Below are 20,824 nucleotides of genomic sequence, written 5' to 3'. Positions count from 1 at the left end.
GGCCTACCTTTTTTTGGAGCTGAACTCCTCTTCGATGATGGTCAGCTGGGCGGTGTTGAGCTGTCGTTGTTTCTCTACCCGCTCGGCATAAGGAGCTCTGCTCGTAGCTACTGAGGCTTGGTTGATTTGTTGTTGGGGCAGTTCTGAGGTTGCTGTACTTTTATCTTTAGCGCGCAAAACGGCAGTCAGTTGACGGGTATCAGCCCGGTGCTTATCTGACTGATTAGGCTGCTGGGTGGGGATAGCGCGAGTCTTGGGGGCATGCTCGGTAATGGAGTCGTCCAGCGGCACCAGCATAGAGGCCGCCTCGTCGTGGGTCAGCCCCGAAGCTTCAAGTAAGTCAACCACCAGGGGGCGGAGCATCAGCACCAGCGCCTCAGCTTCAAGGGAGCGAACCCCCATGATGTGGGGCTCCAGGCGGCTTGCGAGCAGGGACAGCTCGCGGCGTGCTTCTGCGCGGCTGGCTCGGCGCACATCGGCTTCGGGCTGAGACATTCCCCGCCCCAGAGCGTCAATAGCGGTGCTCACGGTACGCAGGGCATCGGCCAAGGACTGGGCAGCTTCAGAGGAGATGTGTACGTTGTTGATGGTGGACGCCATGCGCCGGTTGAGCACGCGGGTATTGCGGATCGCGTAGTCAATCTTGGTGAGGGTCTGCTGGTAGCGGTCAAGCTCCTGCATGTGGTTACGCCCCGTCCACGCAAGTTTTGCCATGCCCTTTGAGGTGATGATGTCCCGCTCGCAGACGTTGTAGAGGGGTTGTAAGCGGCGGGCGCTAGAGAGCGCGTGCCAGGCTTCCGTGCCGTCATAATGTTCCATGGCAAGGGCGGCATCGCTAAAGACCTTAGCGAAAGATTCCATGAGGGTGCTGGCGTTCTCTCGCGGTGTGCGTCGGGGGTCCTTGGGGAAGAGGAACATGAGCAAGAAAGCAAAGAGGCCACCGATGATACCGTCCAGACTGCGTGAGAAGACACCATCTGTATTGGGTGGTAGTAGAACCACCAGAGCCGATTGCAGGCCCATCTGGATGGTGAAAAGAATGCCGTTATCGAGGAAGCGTGCCAGCATGATGGAGAGGAACATCACCACTCCGGCTTGCCAAATACCGCGCCCTAGAGCCAGCATCATGAGGTCGCCCATGAGGATGCCCAGGGTCACGCCTAGAGAAACTTCGAGGATGCGGCGGGCATGGGTTGCGCCGGTGATGTAGCCCAGGGAGACGATAGCTGCGGTGGCAGCGAAGATGGGTTCTGTGTGCCCCAGTACCTTCTCGGCAAAGAGGTAGGCGCCGATGCCAGAGACCACGATTTGCAAGGACTGGAAGAAACCGTCCTGCATACGCCTGACACCTTCGTGTACGCGTGTGCGTGCACCGGTTTGTATTTTCTTCACGTTCTGCCCATAACCCATATCTACCAGTTTAGCCGGGTTAGGTAAGTGAGACCGGCCGGGAGGGGCAGCTTCCTTATGATTGGGCTGCTGGTGGATTTCTCTTATCAATAAGCCGTCTAGTGTTCACCGCTCGTTCACTTGTTTCTAGCCCTTTTAATACCTAGGTTCTCTAGAGTCAGATGCGTTAGACCACGGTTTCCTGCGCCGTCCACCACCTCTCCGGTGGGCATACAGGACCTATGAAAAGGACATACATTTGAAGGCTAAGTCATTTACCCGTTTGGGTGCTCTCACATTTGTTGGCGCACTGGCGCTGACTGCTTGCGGTTCAGATAACGCAACCGGCACCGCAGATGGTGGCTCCAACAGTGGTTCTGGCGACTCATCCTTGCCCTCCACCCCGCTGACCGGCGTTGGCGCCTCCTCGCAGCAGGCAGCAATCACCGCTTGGGAATCAGGGTTCTCAGATCTCGGTGGCCAGGTTCAGTACTCACCCGATGGCTCCGGCGCTGGCCGTGAAGCTTTGCTGGCTGGTGGCGCTCAGTTCGCTGGTTCAGACCGTGCGCTTAAGACTGAAGAGTGGGAGCAGTCCAAGGAGGTCTGTGGCCCCGAAGGTGCAATCAACATCCCCGTTTACATTTCCCCGGTAGCCGTTGCCTTCAACCTGCCCGGCATTGATTCACTCAACCTGGATGCTGAGACCATCGCCAAGATTTTCAAGGGTGACATCACCACCTGGAACGATGAAGCTATTGCCTCTCAGAACGATGGCGTGGACCTGCCTGACACCAAGATCACCGTGGTTCACCGTTCAGATGACTCGGGTACTACCGAGAACTTCACCGAATACCTTGAAGCTGCCTCCAACGGCGCTTGGGATGTTGAAGCAGATGGCAACTGGCCTTCACAGTACGCCGGTGAATCCAACAAGGGCACCAGCGGTGTTGTCTCCACCACCTCATCCACCGAGGGTGCTATCACTTATGCAGACGCCTCAGCTATCGGTGACCTGGGCAAGGTCAGCGTCAAGGTAGGCGATGACTACGTTGAGCTTTCAGCAGATGCAGCAGCTAAGGCCGTTGAGCTTTCAGAGCGCACCGGCGGTATGAACGAGAACGACATGGCGATCACGCTCAACCGCACCCCCGAGGACTCCAGCGCCTACCCGGTTGTTCTGGTTTCCTACCACATCGTGTGCTCCGGCTACTCAAGCCAGGACAACGTTGATCTGGTGAAGGCCTACGAAAGCTACGTCGTCAGCAGCGAAGGTCAGCAGGCAGCAGCAGACGCTGCCGGTTCAGCTCCTCTGACCGATACCTTGAGCTCAGATGCCAAGACCGCTATCGACGCCATTGAAGTAACCCAGTAAGAGATCCTGATGCAAGGAAGCGGTGCGGCCGGCACATTGGGCCGGTCGCACCTTCTCTTGCCTAACGTTCAAAGGCAGAAACACTCACCATGTCAATCTCAGCAGACGCTCTTAAGCCTTCCGGCAATAAGCGCACTCAGACAAAAGACCTACCGGATGTTGGTAATCCGGCAGCCGACAAAATTTTTTCCGGTATCTCTCTGGCCGCGGGCATCCTTATCCTGGTGGTGCTCGCTGCCGTAGCTATCTTCCTGGTAGCTCAGGCCCTACCGGTTTTCACAGCAGATTCAGAAGACCTGACCTCCGGTAGCTTCTTGAAATACATCTTGCCGCTAACTATCGGCACCCTGATTGCCTCGACAATAGCCCTTCTCCTGGCAACCCCCATCGGCATTGGTGTGGCACTTTTTATCTCTCACTATGCCCCTGCCCGGCTCTCCAAAGGTATCGGTTACGTCATTGACCTGCTGGCAGCCATCCCCTCCGTCATTTTTGGTGCCTGGGGCGCCTCCGTCCTGGCCCCCAAAATTGTGCCCTTCTATGACTGGCTTGCCACCTACCTAGGCTTCCTGCCCATCTTTGAAGGCCCCGCCTCACAGACCGGCAAGACCATTCTCACCGCCGGCATTGTTCTCGGCATTATGATCCTGCCCATCATCACCTCCATGTGCCGCGAAATTTTCATTCAGACTCCTAAGCTACAAGAAGAAGCAGCTCTAGGTTTGGGTGCCACCCGTTGGGAAATGATCCGTATGACGGTATTCCCCTTCGCCCGCGGCGGCATTATCTCAGCCGTGATGCTGGCTCTGGGCCGTGCGCTAGGCGAGACCATGGCGGTGACTCTGGTGCTGGCATCAGGCCCTCTGACTGCTTCACTGATTACTAGCGGTAACCAAACCTTTGCTTCTGAAATTGCTCTCAACTTCCCCGAAGCTTACGGGCTGCGTATGAGCGAGCTTATCGCCGCTGGCCTGGTTCTCTTCGTGATTACCCTCATCGTCAACGTGATAGCCCGCCTTATCGTGTCTCGTTACAAAGAATTCTCAGGAGCCAACTAATGACCGCTACTCCTGCTCACACTTCACGCCTGACCAGCGGGCAAGCACCTAAGTGGCTTCCCCTGGCGATTCTCGCGGTATCACTGATACTGGGAGCGGCTGCCTCCGCTCTTATAGGGTTCTCGATTGCCACCTTCGCCCTCTTCTCCGGCCTCATCTTCATTATTGCCGGCCCCCTGATTGTTGGTGCTATTGAGGGCCGACGCAAGGGTGCGGATGCCTTAGCCCGTTACATGGTGTACGGAACTTTCCTGATCGCCCTCATCCCCCTAATATCGGTGCTCTACACAGTGCTAGCTCGCGGTGTGCCCGGTCTTTCGGGTGACTTCCTGATGAACAGCATGAAGGGCGTCACCGGCGTCCACGATAATGCCGCAGCCAGCGGCGAAGGCAACGTGCTCGGCGGTATCTATCACGCAATCATCGGCACCCTGGAAATCACCCTGCTGGCAACCCTTATCTCGGTGCCCATTGGCCTGCTGACCGCCATCTACTTAGTGGAATATGGCGAGGGCAAATGGCTAGCGAAAGCGATTACCTTCTTTGTGGACGTCATGACCGGTATTCCCTCCATCGTGGCGGGTCTATTCGCAGCCTCCTTCTTCGCCCTAGTCACGGGTAACCCCATGAACCGTATGGGCCTAGTCGCCGCAGTGGCTCTGTCTGTGCTCATGATTCCCACTGTGGTCCGTAACGCAGAAGAAATGCTGCGCATCGTACCCAACGAGCTTCGCGAAGCGTCCTACGCCCTGGGCGTGCGCAAGTGGCGCACCATCACCAAGGTCGTTATCCCCACCGCCATCTCGGGTATCGCATCAGGTGTCACCCTAGCCATCGCACGCGTCATCGGTGAAACTGCCCCCATTCTGGTGACCGCAGGCTTCGTTACCTCCATCAACTGGAACGCGTTTAGCGGCTGGATGGCAACCCTGCCCACCTACATCTACTACCAGATTATGACGCCCACCAGTCCCACCGCTGCCGCCGTCTCTGAGACCCGCGCCTGGGCTGCCGCTCTTATCCTGATTCTGATTGTGATGGTGCTCAACCTCATTGCCCGCGCTATCGCCAAGATCTTCGCCCCAAAAACCGGCCGCTAACAGCGCCGCCCACAGACTTTTTAGACAAGGAAACCAACAGTGTCAAAGCGTATCGACGTCGAAAACCTCAACGTATACTACGGCGACTTCCTGGCCGTGGAAGATGTAAACATGGCTATTGAGCCCCGCTCGGTCACCGCCTTCATCGGCCCCTCCGGTTGCGGCAAATCTACCTTCCTGCGCACCCTTAACCGCATGCACGAGGTTATCTCTGGTGCCCGCGTAGAAGGCAAGGTGCTACTGGACGGCGACGACCTCTACGGCAAGGGCGTAGACCCGGTAGTGGTGCGCTCACAGATCGGTATGGTCTTCCAGCGTCCCAATCCCTTCCCCACCATGTCCATCCGTGAAAACGTACTGGCGGGCGTGAAGCTGAACAACCGCAAAATCTCAAAGACTGATGCTGACGAACTGGTCGAAAACTCCCTGCGTGGGGCTAATCTCTGGAACGAAGTTAAGGGCCGCCTGGATAAGCCAGGCTCAGGTCTTTCCGGTGGCCAGCAGCAGCGCCTGTGCATCGCCCGTTCCATTGCGGTGAAGCCCGACGTGATTCTTATGGACGAGCCCTGCTCGGCTCTTGACCCCATCTCAACCCTGGCGGTCGAAGATCTCATCAATGAGCTCAAAGAGGAATACACTGTGGTGATCGTAACCCACAATATGCAGCAGGCTGCTCGCGTCTCTGACAAGACCGCTTTCTTCAACATTGCTGGTACCGGTAAGCCCGGCAAGCTTATTGAATATGCTCCCACCCAGGAGATTTTCAATAACCCCAGTGAGAAGTCCACCGAGGACTACGTCTCGGGCCGCTTCGGCTAAGAGTCAGCTCACCCCCCCATAGTTTCCCCACCCTGAAAAGTACAGGCGTAGGGGCAGCAGGCACGCCGCTCGCTACCTTGCTTTCTCAAGCTGAGATGAGAAAAGCACGGTAAGCGGGCGGTGCCTTTTGTGTGAGCGGGCACTCTCTTAAACCCTGCCGTGGCAAATTCCCTTGACTGGTGCAGAGCGTCCAGCCAAGGAGGCAGAGCGTTCCAGCCAAGGAGGCAGTGGGCTTAGACAGAGAGCAGGGGCGAGAACGCCAAAAAGAGGATGGCTGAGATAGCAAAACTCGCCGGTATGGTGATGACCCAAGTGAGGATAATGCGTAGCACGATTTTGTGCCGCACCGAGGCAAAGCGCTGGTTGACGCCAGAACCTAGAGCCGCTGAAGCGGTGAGGTGAGAGGACGAAACGGGAGTGCCTAAGAGGAACTGCAGGAGCACCAAGGCTAGGGCTGCGGAGCTTTGTGCAACCGCTCCGCGAAAAGGATCTATGCGCACCATTTGGTGGGCGAAGGTGTAGCCGATGCGGGAGCTGCCACATGCCGTGCCTAGTCCTAAAATCAGTGCGAGAAAGATAGTTGCAATTATCTGCGTTGATCCCTGCATGCTGTACTCGGCACTTAACAACATAACAGCAAAAATGATGACTGCACGCTGACCTGTCTGGATGCCGTGCACCAGGGAAATCAGGGAGTTGGACAGCGAGAGAACGTTGCGGGATGCCTGGTTGACTGTGGAGGGGTAAACGCGGTGTATCAAGCCGAAGAAGGGGAAGACGGCCGCCCAGGAAAACACAAAAAGAAGGAGGGGTGCAATCACCAGGGGGATGACCGCAAAAAGGACAAGTGGTTCGTTGAAGGGGTTGAACTTGCCCAGCCCTACTGCCTGCGCGGCCCAGGCCCCTCCAGCTAGACCGCCGAGCAGGGCATGGGTTGAGGAAGAAGGCATACGATACCACCAGGTCAGCATGCCCCAGATACAGACGGTCAGCAGGCTGACGAGCGCCATACTGAGACCGATATTGTTATGGGGCACGGTGAGCCAACGAGTAGTCACCGGCATCAAAAGGGTGCCTGCAATGAGGAAACCCATAAAATTGAAAAAGGCGCTAGAGCGCAGAGCGATGCGGGGGGTGAGGGCTCTGGTTTTAACCGGGATAGCCGTCCCGTTCGGTGCGTCATGAAACCCGGTGATAAAGGTGAAACCTACGAGGGCAAGGCAGCAAAGGGCAAAGAGGGTTGCGGTCACGCTAGAATTCCTGCACGATGATACGCCCAATTTCTGTGGCAACGGATTTCATTGCCTCGGAGGCTTCAACCAGTTTATGAATAAAGACGGTGGTCTGTAAGTAGCGGGTGTGCTTATAGCGCCCCAGGGCGTCGGCGTCGTACTCCTCTGCGATGCGCACCGCCTGCTTGTTGAGCCGCAGTAGGTTAATCCAATAGTCATCGAAACTCTGTAGCTCGCTTAGACGCGGGATGATGGCGCTGGTGAGTATCGCCTGACGCTGAATAAGGTCAAGTAAGGTGGCGGCCTTGGGCGAGAAACGGACGATGGTGTAAAGGTGCATGATGTTAGCTGCCGAGGCTAACTTCTCAACGGCGGTGTTCAGCTCAACAGCGAGGGTATAGATATCTTCGCGGGGAATGGGGGTAGAGAAGGAGCTGCGCACTGCGGTCATGGTGGTGAAGAGTGTGTCTACGGTTGTTGACTCATGATTGAGCATGCGTTCTAGGAGCTCTGGGTAACGTTCCTCTGGGGAACCAACCATTTCAGAGAGAATAGCTGCTGATTCCGCCACCTGATCTGCTAAACCTGCAAGCGCTTTAAGAGAGCTGTTTTCTTGGGGAAACATGCGCTGAAGCATGGGCTGCCAGTCTCCTGTGTGTTAACGATGGTTGGTGAATTCTCTAACATGGTACAGCCGCAAAGTTAACGAATGGTTCGGTGGGTGCCCTGGCACTTCAGGGTACAAAAAACCGGGCTCCCACTCAGTGCTGATATTTGAGCTGGAAACCCGGATATTTGATGAAGTTTAGCGATGCCAGGCTGGGAGCGCCTCTCGGCGACAGGCCGCTCGAAGCGGCTAAATATTTGGAGCCCGGGGCTACCTATTATCAGCCTGGCATCTGTTACTAATCTTTCTCTTCTTCGTCTCGTCTGTCAACTTTTAGTGAAAAGTTTTTCTCGGTCTCTAGTCAAGGGTACTGGCTCGCCACTTAGCGGCAGAAGTTTCTAGCCCTATGGCTGTATTCAACAGTTTCTTCGCTCCTGCTCTTAGCCGGGTGGCACGACTGGCAGCCTCAGAGCGAACCTCTTCGGAGGGACTGAACCGGTGGAGGGTTTCGTCTCGGGCATCCGCCTGCATCTTAAGCTGTCCGTGGCGTAGACCCAGTGCAACATCGTCCTGTCCCAGGGAGAGTACTCGGCAAAAGGCCGCGAACCGTTCGAGCGCTATATCGAACTCGCCGGTGAAGGCCCCGGCGAGAATGGCGTCCACGGTGGTGCAGATTTCTTCTGCGTTAGGTGGTGAGGGGACGCCGGCGAGCACGTAGGCTGCGTAGTTGGAGTGCATACCCCGCTGGTAGTAGTGGCTGATGAGTGCGGGGTTCTTTCTGATGACGCCGCGCAGCGCGTAAATACGCCAGAGGGAGCCAGGCAGGGTGATAGGCGCTGCTTGTGCCCAAAGCTGCGCAACCGCTTCGAGGCCGAACTCGTCAGTGAAGCGCACCAGGCGTTTAGTGACAGAAGGGTCTGTGCTGGCGCGTCCGCGGTCAAGAATGAGCCGCGCAGAGGTGTGCGCGGCGCGCGTTGTTTCCTCGGGGCTGGTGCCACCGGGGTAATAGTCGAATTGGTCGGGGGAGAACTTCACCGGCCGGTGATACCTTGCCTGAGATGCCATAGCGTTTAGTTTAGCTTGACTGCGATATCGGCGCGGAGGGAGAGGGGGTAGCCTTTTTTGTGCCCAGCAGGGGTTGGGTGTATAGTGGTTTCTGCTGAGTTTTGCTCAGTGGATGCGCCTTTAGCTCAGTTGGTAGAGCATCGGACTTTTAATCCGTGGGTCGTGGGTTCGAGCCCCACAGGGCGCACATATTACCCCTCACCTAGCAGGATAGGTGAGGGGTTTTTCTTTACTCTGGGCAGGTCCCTTTCAAGCTCGCTTAAGCGTTTCCTTGCAGGGATTCAATGAAACCGACCACAAGAAACAGAATAAGGATGCTAGTACTACCTAGGAGGAAAGTTATGATAGCGGTCTTAACCATCTTCCCTAAGGCGAATAAGAGGGAAGATAGCAAGAAGAGAGTAGTAATGCCGACTGCTGTGATTAGGGTTTCCTGTGGCGAATGGGTCCCAGTGAAGAAAATCCCAATGTACCAACCTAGCGTAGGAATGAATATTGCTATAGCCAGTTTCTGATAGGTGCCCTCCCGCAATTTCATGACTGATTCCTGATTATCTCTTGTAGCTTCTTATGAAAAGGGGTTGCATACCGGATGCATAAAAGCAAGCTTTACGGCTGCTGCCATGGCCCTTTCTTTGCTTCCCATCCTGTGGGAAAAACGGTCGATTTCTGCCTTGAGTTGAGCATCGCAATAGCAACTGAGATAGCCGCGTTGTGCGTAGCACTTGTCATGGCGCATGCAAAGTGTATCAAGTGTATCTACGGGGGCGCCGGGGCCACTATGTCCAGGGCCACACCAATTACCCCAAACTGGAATCTTAATGCCTTGCGGTTGTGCATAGCGTTCAGAGCTGTAAGAGTTGCTTGTGTGAGCTGGTTGCGGTGAGGAATCGTGATTCTGGGCTTGCTGGATACGATTAAAATTCTGGCCAGCCTGGATGATTTGGCTGTGTTCACCAGCAGCTAGGGCCGCCTCTGTATTGAATGCTACACCTGAACTGGTTGGGACTAAATATCTTTCGACACCTGAGGTTAACTCACCGAGTTCAAGATTGGCGGTGCTGGACGCTGGTTGATCAGCAATAGGTAATGGAAAGGCGAAAGCAACCTGATGAGAGATGGCAACAGGGGCAAGCGCTATACAGGCAATAGCGAGTGCTTTGAGGCTTATTCAAAAGGGGTCTTCTGGTGAAGCAAGATCAGCTCACCAGAGACCCCTCTCGCCCGGTCTCATAAAAGGCTATGAGGAGGAATCGAGCTTAACCAGGGAGAGGTCAAATTCAAGCGTAATTTTATCGGCAACCATTACGCCGCCGTTATCAAGCACCTGGTTCCACTTAAGTCCCCAGTCTTTACGGTTAATACGGCGGGTTCCCTCTAGGCCAGCGCGCGTGTTACCGAAGGAGTCTTCGCTAATACCGGTGAGTTCTAGCGGAATTGAGATAGCCCGCGTAACCTCACGGATGGTAAGGTTTCCGGTCACGATAAAAGCGCCTTCATCAATTTCATCAACAGTCGTTGAGGAGAAGGTGATCGTAGGGTAGGTTTCAGCATCAAAGAAGTCAGCACCCATCAAGTGCTGGTCCCGATCACCGCTACGGGTTTCGAGGCTGTCGACGTGAAGCACAATATTTACTTCGCTTTCACCCTGCCCGACATCTTTAATATTGGCCTTACCTTCAAATTGACCAAATTCGCCACGTACTTTAGTGACCATTGCGTGACGAGCTGAGAACCCAAAACGGGAGTGCTGAACGTCAACATCCCATTGTCCGATGAAATCCGGATTCATAATCTAATTTAATTCTTTCGTTTTAGGGTTCGCGTTTAATTTAGGTTTACGCAGCTTTTAAATTCTAGGTCTTACTTGGGACAACAGGTACAGGTAAGACATCAAAAATCTGCATGTAATTATAACAATATAAACCGCTTCTCCCCTACCTGTAAATACACTGAGACGTACTGAGGCTTATTCAAAAGTAGGAACACACCCACACCCCACCAACTAGACAACGGCCCCACCAGCGGCAAAAATAAGAGGATTAAATCACTACAAATAACCTCAAGCCATACCGGAAGAACCGTTGCTCCACCAGCGTACAACAGGACTCACACCTCAGCAATTCACCGTGCTCCTGACAGACCTCACCTCTCATATCACCTGGGCAAAACCAGGCGGAAGGCCGCCAGCGCTCACCCTAGCCCAGGCGCTGAAAGTGACCTTGCTTTATCATCGACACAACCTCACCGAAGAACTCCTCGCAGAAATCTTCAGCACCTCCCAGCCCACCATCTCACGGACCCTCAACACCGTTGAAAAAGCACTTGAGAAAGTCTTCAGGCCGCTGGGACAGTCTTTAGAAAACAGCCTGAAGATCCCTGGTTCACTGGTTATCGACGGCACACTGATTCCCACCTGGAACTGGCGTTCATTAGGGAAAATAAACTTTTCTGGTAAGCATAAACGTGCTGGTTTCAACCATCAAGTGATTTGCACCCTGGACGGGAAACTACTGGCCATCACTGACCCAGTCCCTGGCGCTAGGCATGATGTCTATGCCTTCAAACATCATGACCTGCAGAAGTATCTTGATGAGAGCACTTTAGCTGATAAAGACTACATCGGGTTGGGGCTGGCCACCCCAGTAAGACGCAGCAAAGCCCGCAGGATGCCTACAGATGTGAAGGTGGTGAACAGGTTCATTAATTCACGCCGATCGGTGGTGGAGCGGGTTATCGCGCAGGTCAAGACGTGGCGGGTTTTGCATACAGGTTTCCGGCGGCCGCTGAGCGTGTATGGGCGGGTGTTTGCGGTGGTTCGGGGGTTGGTGTTTTATGCGGCTGGGAGGACTTTTGAATAAGCCTCTTTGCGTAGCTTCTGAGTAATCATGACTCATCCAAAATAGCTGGGCTATGGTGCTCTTAGCGCATATCTAGATAGTAGCACATTGTAGTGATTTATATCAACATTATACTTTTGGGCTATGTGTTTGAGCCTGTCGATGATGGAGTGGGGGACTGAATGGTTCTCGTCTCTGACTCCAGATACTGAGTTTTATGGTAGTGAGATGATGAATGGGTACGTCCCGTGGGAAAAGGTGGGCGCTCGTGCGAAGCTTGCAATGTTTCGGAAGATATTCACTGCAATTCATGAGGCTGTAGATTGGAACTTTTAATCCGTGGGTCGTGGGTTCGAGCCCCACAGGGCGCACAGTAAAAGCTCCTCACTTGGTAAAACAGGTGAGGGGCTTTTTTGGTGGGAAAATCTCTACGTGAGAAGTTGCATGGGGTCCGTGCCTTAAATAGTTCTTTACATGCGTTCAATAAAGCTAATGATGAGAAATGAGATCAGGATACGTGTGATAGCGAGGAGGAAAACTGCGCTACTGGTCTGTTACCTCCCGGGGTAGATGTAGTAGAATTTGATTCTAAAAAGATAGTCATATCGATCATTCACTCACTCGCAGAGGATATTATGTCGCAACAATCCCGCCGTAGCATCGTTAAAGGGGCGGCTTGGGCCGCTCCCGCCGTCCTAGCAACAGCCACTATACCCGCCTACGCCGCCTCCATGCCCGCCCTGGATGGTTGGGTGCTAAATACAACTAATTGCTCTCGGTATGGTGGAATGACCTACACCATCAATGGTCAGGGTGCTTACCCCCAACGCGGGCTATGGGTTTCAAACGCCCCAGCTTCAGCACAAATCGGCGCAACCAAAGTAACCCAGTATATTTCCAACGCCGCTGGCCAACCCCAGTTTCAAAAAGGCGGGACCGCGAATGAATGGTCAAACCTCGTCTATGACCCCGCTGCCCCCGCCAAAACCGGCTACCGTGCCTACACCACTACGTTTAATGGAACGTGGAAATACAACGCCACCAATAAGCTGTGGTTCCCCAGCACCCTGCCTTACTTCACAACAACTGTGGGCAAATGTATCACGGCCCTGCAGGTCATTACAGCGCGTTCTGTCACCGTTAACGGCACGGTCTATTCCTTTGAACGTGCGGGTACTCTACAGCCAGCATAACTGTGTCTATCTAGCGCTTTTGCTCGACCGGGCGGACGCCTGCCGGGTCAGTTGCGCCCCACTCCGCCCAGGAGCCGTCATAAACAGCGATTTCAGTGTAACCAGAGACATAGGCCGCAAGTGCCCCAATGCAGGCAGTAACACCTGAACCGCAGCTAAAGACCAGGGTCTGTCTGCCTCCGGCAGCGGCGTCCACTGCCTGACGCAGCTGCTCTGGGGCAACAAATGCACCCTGATCATCCAGTAGAGATGTGAAAGGCAGATTAACCGAACCGGGGATGTGCCCTGCCCGCAAACCCTCCCTGGGTTCGGGCTCAACCCCTGCAAAGCGGCCAGTGCTGCGCACATCAATCACCTGCGCGCTCTCGTGCTGGGCGAGGGCTTTGGTGGTCAGGGCGTCCACAAACAGTTCCCGATCCTCAGCCACAAAAGAGCCGGTGGTAAAAGGCCCACGGTTAAGCGGGAGCTCGTTGAAGCCAGCTTCGAGCCAAGCCGGTAGCCCGCCGTCCAGAATTGCCACATTATCGTGGCCCATCGCCACGAACATGAACCAGCCGCGTGCCGCAGAAAAGAGCCCCTGCCGGTCGTAAATTACGATGGCTGAGTCTCGATTCACTCCCAGTGCACGTACCCGCTGTTCAAAGACGTCCGCCGATAGCATGGTGTGCACCCCTTCATCTGCGCTCAGAGGCCCGTCAATATCAAAGCGGCGAGCGCCGGGAACACCCGTGGTAGCGCCAGAGAACTCGCCCACAGAAGCGTCCAAAATAATCAGGTTGGGCGCCGCAAGGTGAGCGGCTAGCCACTGTGCCCCCACGATGGGGAAGCGAAGGGTAAGTGCTTCTAGCGAGGTGGTCATCATGCTACTTTCTCTCGGGTACGTGCCTCCATGCTACCTCCCTTACCGCGAGCCTCGCAGTTCACCTGTGAGGCTACGCTCTGCCAGGTGAAAAAGTTTGAGCTGGTTGAAGTGGATGTTGCTGACCCGAGACTGATGACTCCCACGCAAAAGCTCAAGCGGGCACTCTTTGCACAGCGATGGTCTAGTGCGGTTGAGCGCATGTACCGCTAGAGCCGCATAATAGAACCATGACAACTCTTAACATTGCGGTGGTAACAGCCGGGGCGGCACGACACTCCGCCTCGGCATTACTCGCTGAGAAGCTACAGCAGAGCGTGAAGGATGCGCTACCGGCGGGAACCTCCATCAAATACTCCACCCATCACCTGGGGCAGTACACCCATGACATCGCTGATTACCTGGAAGGGGATGCCCCCGGCACCCTGGTAGCCCTCTTTGAGCAGTTGCGCGCAGCTGACGCGATTATCACCGTAACCCCCATTTTTAAAGCGAGCTATTCCGGGCTCTTCAAGCTCTTCTGGGATCTAGTGGAACCAGATGACATCAGGGGAAAACCCCTGCTCATGGCTGCTACGGGTGGCAGCCACCGCCACATGCTCGCCTTGGACTACGCCCTGCGTCCGCTCTTCAGCTACCTGGGCGCAGATACCTGTGCTACCGGGGTCTACACCACCCCCGGCACCTTGGATGAGGCGCGAACGCTAGACCGCATCCGCCGGGCAGCCGGTGAGCTAGCCCAAAAAATCAGCTAGAGCCCGACCTCACCCCTAACGCCCTAGAATAAAATCCCAGCGCTAAAAATCTGAGAACAAAAGAGGATTATTATGACCATCAACAATGCCTCCACCGTTACCTTGCTGACCACCGGGGGGACCTTCGACAAGGTCTACTCCGTTGCCGGCGAGCTAGAAATTGGTGAACCTGCCGCCCCGGAGTTGCTCAGCTTTGTGCGTACCGATACCACATTTGAAATCCAGAGCGTCCTGAAACTCGATAGCCTAGATATGACCGATGCTGACCGGGCAGAACTGGTCAGGGCCCTGGACGCGGTGCACAACGACCGTATTATCATTACCCACGGCACCGACACCATGCCTGAAACAGCACGTTACCTTCAAGCCCATGCAGCGCTGGGGCAAAAGGTCGTGGTGCTCACCGGCGCCATGCAGCCTGCTGCGATGCGCGCCTCGGACGCGTCCTTCAACCTGGGGGCGGCGGTGACTGCCCTCAACCTTCTAGAACCAGGCGTGTATATTTCTATGAGCGCGCGAATCTTCCCTGCCTTAGACGTCAAAAAAGATCGCTCTCGCGGCATTTTTGAAGCGAACTAAGGTGAGGGGAACGGTGCAGAGATCACCTCTCCTGCTAGATTAAAAGGAACATGTCCCACTCCACCAGCTGATCGAGAAAGCAAAGCTATGAGCGAGAACAATTACGGCACCTACCCCAACCAGCAGCAACCGCCCAGCTACTCGTCCACTCATAGCGGGGGTGCCTACGAGAACTACGCACAGGTCTATGGCCAGGAGCTCCCTCAGTATATGGAAAAGCCGGCTGTCCCCGGCACCATTAAAATGGCAGCGAACAGCATTTACGCCATTGTGTTGCTCAATATTGTGAGCACCGTGCTGGGCCTTGTGTATTGGAAAGAGCTTCTGCAGTCCTCGATGGACGGCGTGATGGGCATGTTCGGCAGTGTTATCCCTGAAGAAGATAGAGCCACCTTGGAAGCGGAACTGGCTAACGCACCGACGGAGCTCAGCACCTTTGAACTGGTAACCTCCCTCGGTGGCACTGTACTGTTCTCCGCTGCTCTTATCATCCTGGCAATCTTCCTGGTGAAGGGCCATAACTGGGCACGTATCGTTCTGACCGTTTACGCGGCTTTCAAGGTACTGGGTCTGCTCGGCATCTTCTCCTTCTTCCTCTTCTTCCACTGGACCATGCTGGTGGGCCTACTCGCATCAGTCGTCGCGATTGCTCCTCTCGTGTTGATGTGGCTACGTCCCAGTAATGCCTACATTCGTCAGATGCAGGTCTACGGTCAGTGGCTTAAGCAACGCGCTTACATGGGCTCCTAGCTGGTCTATTTTTAGAAGATACCCCCTGGGGCCACCGGCTGTTATTCAAGCCTCTAGGTGACCCGGGGGTATTTGCGTTAAAAGGTGAGAGTCGCAATGTTAGGTGACAAGGGGGTGGGCTAGTAGGCTTAAGCAGGGGCGACTAAGCCAAACAGCCCACACCTCAGCACACCGCACCATGAAAATACTCCTTCTTACACACTATTATGAACCCGAAATAGGGGCACCTCAGCGCCGCTGGTCCGCTTTTATAGAGCATTGGACATCCGCCGGTCATGAGGTGCGCGTGGTGTGCCCTCCTCCGCACTACCCAGACAGGCAAGCTGCCGCCCAGTGGCGCGGCCAGTACAGTTTTTTCAAACCCGCCCCCGGCGCTCTAGGAGAGACCGTGGTGCGCACCCCCTACCTGGTACATGGTTTTTCGGGGACTGTGCGGTTACTTGATCAGCTAGTAGTTGCTACCTGTTCCTTGGTGTGGACGCTGTCAGCCGCAGCTGGCGGGTGGCGTCCGGACGTCATTGTGGCAACAGTGCCGGGTCTGCCGTCCTTACTGGCTGGCAGTGCCGCCAGCAGGGTTATCGACCGCCCATTGATAGCGGAGTTTAGAGATGCCTGGCCCGATGTAGTGACCGGTGACATGAGCACCCAGGTAGCGCGTCAGTCTTTGCCTCGGCACCTGCTAAAAGCCGCAGTTTTTAGAAGCGTCACCGCACTGCAGAAACAGGCTGCTACCTGTATTACCACCACTGAAGGCTTTGCCACCACCTTGAGAGAGCGGGGCATCAAGCACGTTGAAGTGATCTCTAACGGCGCTGAAACAGCGAGCTTCATGGAGCTTGAGCACACTGACCGCGGCGATGGCATCTTGCGGGTTCAGTACCTGGGCACAGTGGGGCGCAGCCAGGGTCTGAGCGTACTGCTTGACGCTCTTGAGGAGCTGTACCAGCGTGGATATAGAGAACAGGTGAAGCTTCGTATAGTAGGCAGCGGAGCAGACCTGCCGGTACTTCAAGCGGAGGGTGCCCGCCGCTCCCTGGACGTTGATTTTCAGCCCCCCGTATCTCGTGCTGACTTACAGAAAACCTATCAGTGGGCCGATGTCGAAATTGTCTCGCTGAAAGACACTAAACCTTTTCGGCACACCGTACCCTCCAAAATCTTTGAGTTGCTTTCTACCCAACGCAGAATCATCGGTCTAGTGGCCGGTGAAGCAGCCATGATTTTGCAGCGTTCAGGGGTCAGCACCGTTGTACCGCCGCAGAACGCCCAGGCTCTGGCTGATGCCCTGGAACAACTAATTGGTAACTCCACAGAGTTAGCGGTGGGCACCACCGGGCGCTACCTGCTCTATAACGACTACAATTACGGAACACTTTCACGCCGCTACCTTGCCAAGCTGGAGCGCGCAGTAGACCGTTGGCGGCAGGGGAGGGGCAAGCATGATTGAGATACAGAAAAAAGTGGGGCGGGCAGTAGGTCTGGCTCGTAACCTTATGTTGGTAGCCCAGGTCACGGTCCGTCACACTATTGATGACCCTGCCCTCCTTGCTCTACAGGTCACCCGTAAACTACCGCACCGGGCAGGCGTAATGGCTGGTCGGGTGCTCAGCCGGCTACCCGGCGCCGGAACCAGGGCGCTGGGGCAACAGATTATGGGTGCGGCGCAACTGCCAGAAACTGCTGTGCGCCTGCTGGCAGAACCGGACCAGAATTTTCTTGGCTCCCTCCAACGTCGTATAGCCGCTGAAGTGGCAGTGGGCTACGGCCTCATTGATCACCAGGATGTATCTCTACCCGCCACCGTGCGCGCACGCGCCGCCTGGGATGCCGGGGCTGTCAGCCAGGCGATAGCCACCGCGCAACAGAGCCCCGGCACTAGGGCCTACGCCCGGCGTTTATGCGGTGAAGCCACTGCCCTTAACCGCACCTTCTCTCTCACTTCACCAGCACCGAAGGTGCCCTCACCGGCGTCCAACACAGGCGAGTTAGCGGTATTGCATTTGCTGACTAACTCACTGCCCGCCACCCAGTCAGGGTATACACTGCGCTCGCACCGATTACTGAGTGCGCTGGTAGATGCCGGGGTGAAAATTACTGCGGTCACCAGGGTGGGCTACCCGGTGATGGTGGGTGGTCTGCTGGCAGAGGGAACAACTCAGGTAGATAAGATTATCTACCGCCGCCTTTTGCCCTGGCGCCTGGGAGCCACCTTGCCCCAGCGCTTGCAGCAGAGCGTTGCCGCAATTCTTAGAGAGGCTGAGGGGCAGCAGATTGACCTGGTGCACACCACCACTAACTACCAGAACGCCCTAGTGGCGCAGGCAGTGGCACGTAGCCTAGGGGTGCCCTGGGTGTACGAGGTGCGCGGGGTAATGGAAGAAACCTGGGTTTCGGGCAAGAAAACTGAGGCCGCCCGCCAGCAGGCAGAAGCCAGTGAGCGCTTCTCGCTCCTGAGGGCCAGAGAAACACAGTTTTGCACGGAAGCCGATGCCGTGGTGACCCTGTCTCAGACCATGAAAGATCTTTTGGTTGAACGCGGTGTGCCGGCAGAAAAGATTGCGCTGGCTCCTAATGCGGTATCTGAACAGCTCTTTGAGCAGAACCTCACTTCACAGCAGGCACGTCAGCAGCTGGGGCTGGACGCCAAAGGGCAGTGGGTAGGTAGCGTCACGTCTGTGGTGCCCTATGAGGGGCTTGATACCCTGCTGCGTGCTGTTGCTCTGTTGCGGGCAGCCGGAGCGGACGTCCGAGTGCTGATCGCGGGGGATGGCACGGCTAGAGCCTCCCTAGAGTATCTGGCTGCGGAGCTCAACCTGGGTAAAGCAGCGGTCTTTACCGGTAAGTTGGCACCGGAAGATGCCCTCCTTGCCCATCAGAGCTTGGATATTTTTGCTGTTCCGCGCACGAATGACCGGGTGTGCCGTTCGGTCACCCCTCTTAAACCTATCGAAGCGATGGCGGTGGGGCGCCCTGTGGTGATGAGCGATATTCCACCCCTAGCTGAGTTAGTCCATAACGCTGTGGCACCGGGGGCAGGTAAACTGTTTGAAACTGGAAACCCCGAAGATATGGCGCGGGCTCTCACTGAATTTCTGACTGACCCAGAGGCTTGTGCTGAGACGGTGGAACGGGGCCGCCGTTTTGCCCGCACCCGCCTGTGGTCACACAACGCCGAAACTCTCTTAGCCCTGTACCGAAAGACCCTGAGCAACTATGGCTGAAAAAATTTATTATGCCCGTGAAGGGGTCAGCGGCGAGCTCACTGACGTGGTGCCCCACGTGCATTCGGGGCGCCTTGCACCGGTGGGGGTGCGCGTGGGTGCCTGGCGTTACCTCAAAAACGTGTGGGACCGCCGCCAGTACATCTGGTTTGATTCACATACCAAGGTACGCACCCAGAACAGTAACCACCGACTAGGATCTCTCTGGCTCTTGGCTAAGCCGGTTCTTGACATTGCTTTCTACGGAGTTTTGTTTGGGCTGGTGCTGCAAGTATCTCGGGGCATGGATAACTTCCTTGCCTATCTGATCATCGGTATTTTGATGTTCCAGTATATGTCTGGGGTTCTCAACGGCGCGGCGTCGGTCATGATTCAGGGTAAGCCCATGATGCGAGCCTTCTCTTTCCCGCGCATGGCGCTGCCGATTTCGATGATGGTGCGGCAGACTATGCAGATGGGCGCTATTGTGGCCGTCATGCTAGTAGGTATAGCTGTATTACCGCCGCACGTGCTCCCCACCGTCTCCTGGCTGGCTTTTGTGCCAGTTTTCGCTTTGAATGCCCTGTTCTTAACGGGCTTGGCGCTAGTGATTGCTCGGTATGCGTACGTGGTGCCTGATATTCAGCAGCTCCTGAGCTTTGTGACCCGCGTTCTGCTCTACGCTTCTGGGGTTATCTTTCCTATTGAGCGTTTTGTTGAGCATCCGCTAATCACCCAGATTATTCAGGCTAACCCCTTCTACATTTTTATTGACCTCTACCGTGAAGTGCTCATGAGGGGTAGTTTTGGCAACCTTGAAACTTGGCTAACTGCTGCCGCTTGGGCTGTGGGAGCGGCTGTAGTGGGTTTCTTCATTTTCTGGCGTGCTGAGGAGGTCTTTGGCCGTGAGCTCAACTAAGCGAACGATTATTCCGCGGGTGGCACCAGGTAACCCCCGTATTGACCCGCTCAGCCAGCAACCTAATATTTTGGTTAACCAGGTATCGGTGGACTACCCCGTTTACACTCAGCGTGGTTTGAGGGGGCGCCGCGTGCGCAAGATAGTTCATGCGGTTCAGCCCCTTTCTTTCACTGCCCATGAAGGCGAATTCATTGGTCTGGTGGGGCGCAACGGTTCGGGGAAGAGCTCCCTGTTGCGCGTGATTGCCGGTCTGGAATCGTCCACCACAGGCACGGTTTACGCGTCTGCGCGGCCTTCGCTGGTGGGCGTGGGTGCAGCTCTTAACCAGGAGCTGACTGGCCGCCAAAATATTGCTCTGGGTTGCCTGGCTATGGGGCTGAAAAAGCACCAGTTAGTTGAGGCTGAACGTAAGGTCATTGAACTTGCGGGTATCGGTGAGGCGATTGACCGCCCCATGCGTACCTACTCCTCTGGTATGGGAGCCCGCCTGCGGTTTGCTATCTCGCTGGCCGCTAAGCCCCGCATCATGCTGATTGATGAGGCGCTTTCAACCGGCGATGCTGCCTATGCTGAGCGTTCTGCCCAAGCGATGCAGGAGGTGCTGGATGATGCTGGCACGGTGTTCCTGGTGAGCCACGCTGCGCAGACCATTGAGGATCTCTGCAACCGAGCTATCTGGCTGGACTTTGGTGAGTTTGTCATGGACGGGGACGCCCGCGAAGTAGCCCGCAAATACCGCTGGTTTGCCCACAACCTAGCCCAGGGCGATGAGGCTAAAGCTGCCCAGCTACTGGCTGATGCGAAAGCGTTGGGGGCGCAGGGCTACGTACAGGACAGTGGGGCGTGAAATCTGAAAGCCAACAGAAAATGTTCCTCTAGGCTACTGCTTGGTGCGGAACTTATCTTTACACTTCATTACAGGTCAGCAATCTATAAAAAGTATAAAGAGGTAAATTTATAACTGCCCCTCCGTTGCCCCTGTTTAAACTCCCTATATCCCCCTAACAGATGTAAACAAATCAACAGACTTGGGTCCTTAAAATCTGCTACAGGTATCTCTGCCAGATGTAACAGCTTCTTGCCG

At 55.5% G+C, this 20,824-nt stretch carries 19 protein-coding genes and 1 tRNA gene; 14 read left to right on the top strand and 6 right to left on the bottom strand.

Features of this window, described 5'->3' with window-relative positions:
- Positions 1-3: 3 nt before the first annotated feature.
- Positions 4-1,410: an FUSC family protein gene (locus tag M3668_RS03920; RefSeq protein ID WP_251379481.1), complete on the bottom strand. Its 1,407-nt coding sequence runs from the start codon at positions 1,408-1,410 to the stop codon at positions 4-6.
- A 238-nt stretch (positions 1,411-1,648) separates the two neighbouring features.
- On the opposite strand from M3668_RS03920, the gene pstS reads away from it, so the two are divergent.
- The 4 genes from pstS to pstB all read left to right on the top strand — a co-directional run bounded on the left by pstS (position 1,649) and on the right by pstB (position 5,738).
- Positions 1,649-2,761 carry a phosphate ABC transporter substrate-binding protein PstS gene (pstS, locus tag M3668_RS03915; protein WP_251379480.1) on the top strand — a complete coding sequence of 371 codons (1,113 nt, stop codon included), beginning with the start codon at positions 1,649-1,651 and terminating at the stop codon, positions 2,759-2,761.
- A gap of 89 nt (positions 2,762-2,850) precedes the next feature.
- The gene (pstC, locus tag M3668_RS03910) at positions 2,851-3,819 is read left to right on the top strand and encodes a phosphate ABC transporter permease subunit PstC (protein ID WP_285835638.1); all 969 of its coding nucleotides are present in this window, start codon (positions 2,851-2,853) and stop codon (positions 3,817-3,819) included.
- Positions 3,819-4,919, top strand: coding sequence for a phosphate ABC transporter permease PstA (gene pstA / locus M3668_RS03905; protein WP_251379479.1), 1,101 nt, complete (start codon positions 3,819-3,821; stop codon positions 4,917-4,919). Before pstC ends, pstA begins: the two co-directional genes overlap by 1 nt.
- Positions 4,920-4,958: 39 nt before the next feature.
- On the top strand, positions 4,959-5,738 hold the full coding sequence (gene pstB / locus M3668_RS03900) for a phosphate ABC transporter ATP-binding protein PstB (RefSeq protein ID WP_251379478.1): 780 nt from the start codon (positions 4,959-4,961) through the stop codon (positions 5,736-5,738).
- 233 nt (positions 5,739-5,971) lie between these two features.
- Here the strand turns inward: pstB and M3668_RS03895 are convergent, their stop codons facing one another.
- From M3668_RS03895 to M3668_RS03885, 3 genes are all read right to left on the bottom strand, one after another.
- Positions 5,972-6,988 carry an inorganic phosphate transporter gene (locus M3668_RS03895; RefSeq protein ID WP_251379477.1) on the bottom strand — a complete coding sequence of 339 codons (1,017 nt, stop codon included), beginning with the start codon at positions 6,986-6,988 and terminating at the stop codon, positions 5,972-5,974.
- Position 6,989: 1 nt separating this feature from the next.
- Positions 6,990-7,607 (bottom strand): DUF47 domain-containing protein, encoded by a 618-nt coding sequence (locus M3668_RS03890; protein ID WP_251379475.1) that lies wholly within the window; start codon positions 7,605-7,607, stop codon positions 6,990-6,992.
- 327 nt (positions 7,608-7,934) lie between these two features.
- On the bottom strand, positions 7,935-8,642 hold the full coding sequence (locus tag M3668_RS03885; protein ID WP_251379473.1) for a hypothetical protein: 708 nt from the start codon (positions 8,640-8,642) through the stop codon (positions 7,935-7,937).
- 114 nt (positions 8,643-8,756) lie between these two features.
- Here M3668_RS03885 and M3668_RS03880 point away from each other — a divergent pair.
- A tRNA-Lys gene (locus M3668_RS03880) sits at positions 8,757-8,829 on the top strand.
- A 1,053-nt stretch (positions 8,830-9,882) separates the two neighbouring features.
- On the opposite strand, the gene M3668_RS03875 is transcribed toward M3668_RS03880, so the two are convergent.
- Entirely contained in the window at positions 9,883-10,434 is a 552-nt protein-coding gene (locus M3668_RS03875; RefSeq protein ID WP_251379472.1) for a YceI family protein, read from the bottom strand.
- 292 nt (positions 10,435-10,726) lie between these two features.
- On the opposite strand from M3668_RS03875, the gene M3668_RS03870 reads away from it, so the two are divergent.
- Together M3668_RS03870 and M3668_RS03865 are read left to right on the top strand one after the other, a co-directional pair.
- Positions 10,727-11,503, top strand: a complete 777-nt coding sequence (locus tag M3668_RS03870; RefSeq protein WP_251379470.1) for a transposase family protein — start codon at positions 10,727-10,729, stop codon at positions 11,501-11,503.
- Positions 11,504-12,117: 614 nt separating this feature from the next.
- Positions 12,118-12,675 (top strand): hypothetical protein, encoded by a 558-nt coding sequence (locus M3668_RS03865; RefSeq protein ID WP_251379469.1) that lies wholly within the window; start codon positions 12,118-12,120, stop codon positions 12,673-12,675.
- A 10-nt stretch (positions 12,676-12,685) separates the two neighbouring features.
- On the opposite strand, the gene M3668_RS03860 is transcribed toward M3668_RS03865, so the two are convergent.
- Positions 12,686-13,537 (bottom strand): sulfurtransferase, encoded by an 852-nt coding sequence (locus tag M3668_RS03860; protein WP_251379467.1) that lies wholly within the window; start codon positions 13,535-13,537, stop codon positions 12,686-12,688.
- A 227-nt stretch (positions 13,538-13,764) separates the two neighbouring features.
- Between M3668_RS03860 and M3668_RS03855 the strand changes: the two genes are divergently transcribed.
- The 7 genes from M3668_RS03855 to M3668_RS03825 all read left to right on the top strand — a co-directional run bounded on the left by M3668_RS03855 (position 13,765) and on the right by M3668_RS03825 (position 20,587).
- Positions 13,765-14,289, top strand: coding sequence for an NAD(P)H-dependent oxidoreductase (locus tag M3668_RS03855; RefSeq protein ID WP_251379466.1), 525 nt, complete (start codon positions 13,765-13,767; stop codon positions 14,287-14,289).
- 72 nt (positions 14,290-14,361) lie between these two features.
- Positions 14,362-14,868, top strand: a complete 507-nt coding sequence (locus tag M3668_RS03850; protein ID WP_251379465.1) for an asparaginase domain-containing protein — start codon at positions 14,362-14,364, stop codon at positions 14,866-14,868.
- A gap of 87 nt (positions 14,869-14,955) precedes the next feature.
- The gene (locus M3668_RS03845) at positions 14,956-15,618 is read left to right on the top strand and encodes a hypothetical protein (protein WP_251379464.1); all 663 of its coding nucleotides are present in this window, start codon (positions 14,956-14,958) and stop codon (positions 15,616-15,618) included.
- A gap of 178 nt (positions 15,619-15,796) precedes the next feature.
- Positions 15,797-17,065 (top strand): glycosyltransferase family 4 protein, encoded by a 1,269-nt coding sequence (locus M3668_RS03840; protein WP_251379462.1) that lies wholly within the window; start codon positions 15,797-15,799, stop codon positions 17,063-17,065.
- A complete protein-coding gene (locus tag M3668_RS03835; RefSeq protein WP_251379461.1) occupies positions 17,058-18,839 on the top strand; it encodes a glycosyltransferase family 4 protein in 1,782 nt (593 codons plus the stop codon). Before M3668_RS03840 ends, M3668_RS03835 begins: the two co-directional genes overlap by 8 nt.
- Complete coding sequence (locus M3668_RS03830; protein ID WP_251379460.1) at positions 18,832-19,737, top strand: ABC transporter permease; 906 nt, start codon at positions 18,832-18,834, stop codon at positions 19,735-19,737. Before M3668_RS03835 ends, M3668_RS03830 begins: the two co-directional genes overlap by 8 nt.
- Positions 19,724-20,587 carry an ABC transporter ATP-binding protein gene (locus M3668_RS03825; RefSeq protein ID WP_251379459.1) on the top strand — a complete coding sequence of 288 codons (864 nt, stop codon included), beginning with the start codon at positions 19,724-19,726 and terminating at the stop codon, positions 20,585-20,587. Before M3668_RS03830 ends, M3668_RS03825 begins: the two co-directional genes overlap by 14 nt.
- The last annotated feature ends 237 nt before the right edge of the window (positions 20,588-20,824 follow it).

The organism is Rothia sp. P100, from assembly GCF_023712425.1.
Taxonomy (GTDB): domain Bacteria; phylum Actinomycetota; class Actinomycetes; order Actinomycetales; family Micrococcaceae; genus Rothia; species Rothia endophytica.
The sequence above is the reverse complement of the archived record's forward strand: the minus strand, read 5'-3'. Positions and strand labels throughout refer to the sequence as shown.